At 74.9% G+C, this 4,053-nt stretch carries 3 protein-coding genes; 2 read left to right on the forward strand and 1 reads right to left on the reverse strand.

Annotated features, from left to right (window positions below):
• Positions 1–983: ATP-dependent helicase C-terminal domain-containing protein (locus tag GT030_RS02010; protein ID WP_272920647.1), on the forward strand; the 983-nt coding region annotated here is incomplete at its 5' end.
• Positions 984–989: 6 nt separating this feature from the next.
• Here the strand turns inward: GT030_RS02010 and GT030_RS02015 are convergent.
• Positions 990–2,750 (reverse strand): lytic transglycosylase domain-containing protein, encoded by a 1,761-nt coding sequence (locus tag GT030_RS02015; RefSeq protein WP_161199532.1) that lies wholly within the window; start codon positions 2,748–2,750, stop codon positions 990–992.
• 313 nt (positions 2,751–3,063) lie between these two features.
• Between GT030_RS02015 and GT030_RS02020 the strand changes: the two genes are divergently transcribed.
• Positions 3,064–3,948, forward strand: a complete 885-nt coding sequence (locus GT030_RS02020; protein WP_161199533.1) for a DUF4184 family protein — start codon at positions 3,064–3,066, stop codon at positions 3,946–3,948.
• The last annotated feature ends 105 nt before the right edge of the window (positions 3,949–4,053 follow it).

Consider the following 4,053-nt stretch of genomic DNA (forward strand, 5'->3'; position numbering starts at 1 on the left):
AGCCCCTCGGCGACGAGGCGGCCGTCGGTCAGGCAGCCGCGCTTGCCTTTCCCGAGCGGATCGCCCGGCTGGACGGCGGGTCGTATCTGATGGTGTCCGGCAGCCGGGTCGCGCTGGACGAGGGGTCGGCGTTGCGGGGGGCGCCGTGGATCGTGGTGGCTGTGGCGGATCGGGCCGTGGGGAAGGGGCACGGGCGGGTACGGCTCGGGGCTGCTGTGCGGGAGGACGTGGCTCGGGCGGCTGCCGCTCCATTGCTGGAGGAGCGGGAGGAGGTGCGCTGGGTCGACGGGGAGGTCGTGGCGCGGCGGGTAGAGCGGCTGGGGGCCGTCGAGCTGGCCGTGCGGCCCCTCGCCCAGCCGGACCCCGGGCTGGTGCGGGCCGCCCTGGTCGACGGGCTGGAGCGGGAAGGGCTGGGGCTGCTGCGGTGGACCGAGCATGCTCGACTCCTCCGCCAACGGCTGGCGTTCCTGCGCGCGCGGCTCGGGGAGCCGTGGCCCGAGGTGTCGCAGGAGGCGCTGCTGGCTCGCGTGGACGCCTGGCTGGAGCCGGAGTTGGGCCGGGCCCGGCGGCGGGCGGACCTGGGGCGGATCGACGCGGGGCAGGCGCTGACGCGGCTGTTGCCGTGGGCGGGCGGGGAGGCTGCCCGGCTGGACGAGCTGGCGCCGGAGCGGATCGCCGTACCGAGCGGGTCACGGGTGCGGGTGGACTACACGGACCCCGAACGGCCGGTGCTGGCCGTGAAGTTGCAGGAGATGTTCGGGCTGCGGGAGACCCCGGAGGTGGCCGGGGTGCCGCTGCTGGTGCATCTGCTGTCGCCCGCCGGGCGGCCCGCCGCCGTGACGGCGGACCTCGCCTCGTTCTGGCGGGACGGCTACCGGGCGGTCCGGGCCGAGCTGCGCGGGCGCTACCCGAAGCACCCCTGGCCCGAGGACCCGGCCACCGCCGAGCCGACCCGTCACACGACGGCCCGGCTCAGGCGATGAAGGACCTCAGGAGCCGGCCGACGGGCTCGGCGACGGGCTCGCGGAGGCGCTCGCCGTGGCGGAGACCTTCAGCTCGACGGTGACGCTCCCGCCGCCCGGCGTGGTGACGCGGAGCAGGTAGGTGCCGCTGAAGAGGTCCGCGTACAGCTTGGGCAGCGTGACGACACCGTTCGCGTCGGTGGTGAGCCCGGTGAGGGTGCGGACGGGCCGGCCGTTCGCGTCCTTGAAGTAGGGCCCGACGATGTTCGCGCTGGGGTTGGCCGCGGACTTGATCAGCGTGGCGGTGGCGCCGACCTTGGCCGCCGGAGCGCCCTTGTACGTCGCCTTCACCTGGACCTGCCCGGTGAACTCGCCGCCCGGAGCGCAGGTCAGGGCGGTGTCGGAGGTGCGGACCAGCTTGTCGGCGGAGCGCGGGGTGACGGTGGCCGTGTAGCCGACGCCCTTGGCCGCGTGCCCGACGACCACGCTGGTGACCTTGAAGGTGCCGGTCTTCTCCCCCGCGAGGAGCTGCGGGGCGAGCGCGACGCCCTTGGCGTCGGTGGCGATGGTGGCCACCCGCTCGCCGCCGGTGAAGGTGGCGTCGGTGTCGCCGCTGATGGTGAACCGTACCCGGACCTTGGCCACGGACTTGCCGTCCTTGGTCACCGCGCGGGCGCCGATCCGCCGCTCGAAGGCGTCCCCGGCCGTGGCGGTCAGCTCGGTGCCGTCCAGGTCGGGGGAGACGAGGTGGTCCACCGTGTCGGACGGGGTGGGCGTCCCGGTCGGCGGGGTCGGCTCGGGCGAGGGACTGCCGGGCGTGCCGGGGGTCGGACTGGGGCCGCCCTTGGGCGGGTTGGCCGGCTTCGAGGGCTTGGCCGGCTTCGAGGGCTTCGAGGGCTTCGGCTCGGCCGCGCCGGGAGCGGCGGGCATGCTCGTGCGCGGCAGGTCGTCGTCGCTGCGGTGGCGGGGTACGCCGCCGGAGCCGTCCGGGACCGAGTGGGTGCCCTTGCGGTAGTAGTCCACCCAGCTCAGCACGAGGTCGAGGTAGTCGGTGGAGTTGTTGTAGCTGAGGATCGCGCGGTGCAGGTCGCCTTCCGTGGAGAGGTCCCAGCCGTTGCGGCACAGGTAGTGGCCCGCGGCGAGGGCGGCGTCGTAGACGTTGTTCGGGTCGGCCTTGCCGTCGCCGTTGCCGTCGCGGCCCGCCCACGCCCAGGTGGACGGGATGAACTGCATGGGGCCGATGGCCTGGTCGTAGGAGCTGTTGCCGTCGTAGGCACCGTGGTCGGTGTCCTTGATGAGGGCGAAGCCGTTGCCGTCGAGCTGGGGGCCGATGATCGGGCTGATCGTGGTGCCGTCGGCCCTCACGCGGCCGCCTCTGGCCTGGCCGGACTCCACCTTGCCGATGGCGGCAAGGAGTTGCCAGGGCAGGTTGCAGCCGGGCTTGGCGGCGCGGAGCTCGGCCTCGGCCTTCTGGTAGGCGTCCAGGACGGTCGCGGGGATGCCCGCCTCGCCCTCGCCCCGCGAGACGGGCGTGCCGATCGTCGAGGAGGGGCTCGGCAGGGGGCTGTTGAGCGGCGGAAGGTCCGTGTAGTACGGGGAGTTGCCGGTGGCGTTGCCGTCCGCCGGGACCTCCGGCACGGGGGTGCTGTGGCCCGCGCTGGTCTGGAGGGGTTCGGGCGCGCCGGTCGCGCCCGGTGCCTGGGACGCGGAGAGTGCCGCCACCGCCAAGGCGGCCGCCGCGGTCGTCGCCGCTCCCTTGCGCAGCCGCCTGCCCTTGTGCGCCGCCATAGAGTGAACCCCTCCCGTGGACGCTCTCGGCGTCCGTCTGCGCCTGTCCCGACTGAAGGTGTGACGGCCGAGCCGGTGCCACGGTTGCCCGGTGTGCCGTCCTGTGGTCTGTGGGGTGGATCACCTGACCGTGTGCACGACAGATGCGCCCCGCCCGACCCTACGTCAACTCCCCTGCCCCGAGGCACCCGTGGCGCCCGCGTTTTCCGGACTTGGCCGACTCCCTTCGCCCGCACGGCCGGTGAGGGCGGATCACGCATACTGGGCGCGCGATCACCGGCACCGCCCGTGCCGGGCGTTCCGGGAGGTCCCGTTGCCCTTCACACTCAGCCATGCCGCGGCCGTCCTGCCCGCCGTCCGCCGGGACGGGACCGGACGCGGCCCGCTGGTCCCCGCGGTGCTCGTCGCGGGCTCCTTCGCGCCGGACCTGACCTATTACGCGGCCGGCGTCCGCCCGGAGGCGATGGAGTTCGGGACGTTCACGCACTCCTTCACCGGTGTGCTCACCGTGGACGTGCTGATCTCCTGGGCGCTGGTGGCGCTCTGGCTGCTGGTGCGCGAGCCGCTGGTGGCGCTGCTCCCCGGGCCCTGGCAGCCGAGGCCCGCCGCCCTGCTGCGCTGCGGGGCACCCCGCGCGCGGGTCCGGGCCTGGCCGGCGCTGTGGTGGTACGTCTCGGCGGTGCTCGGCGGGATCACGCACGTGGTGTGGGACGCCTTCACCCACCACGACCGCTGGGGCACCGGCCTGGTCCCGGTGCTCAACCGCGTCATGGCCGGAATTCCCCTCTTCCAGTGGCTCCAGTACGGCACCTCGGCACTGGCCGCCGCCGGGATCGCCGTCTTCCTGGTGCGGGCGGTCCGGTCGGCACCGGCCGGGGAGCCGGTGGGCGTGCCTCTGCTCTCCGTACGGGACCGGTGCTGGGCGCTGCCCCTGCTGGCCGGCTGCGCGGTGGGCGCGGCGGTGGTGCGGGCGGTGCGCTGGTGGGCCTACTGGGGCGCGGTCGCCCGGCCCTGGGAACTGGTGCCCCCGGTCTGCTTCGGCGCGGGCGCGGGCCTGCTGCTCGGGGTGGTGCTGTACGCGGGAGCGGTACGGGTGTGGCGGCCCCGTGGTGCTACTCCCGCTTCCCTCCCGAGCGGGGACCCGGTGTCGCGGGGCGCGACGGCCGGCGCGGGGCGGCAGGGGCGGGGCGGTCGGTGAGGGAGGCCACGAACACGGTGAGCGTGTGCCGGGGGCGTGCCTTCGGCAGGTGGGTCAGCAGCAGCGCGAGGTAGCCGCGTGCGAGGTCGGCGCAGGCGTGCCGGT

Source organism: Streptomyces sp. SID1328 (assembly GCF_009865595.1).
In the GTDB taxonomy this organism is placed as follows: Bacteria; Actinomycetota; Actinomycetes; order Streptomycetales; family Streptomycetaceae; genus Streptomyces; species Streptomyces griseoluteus.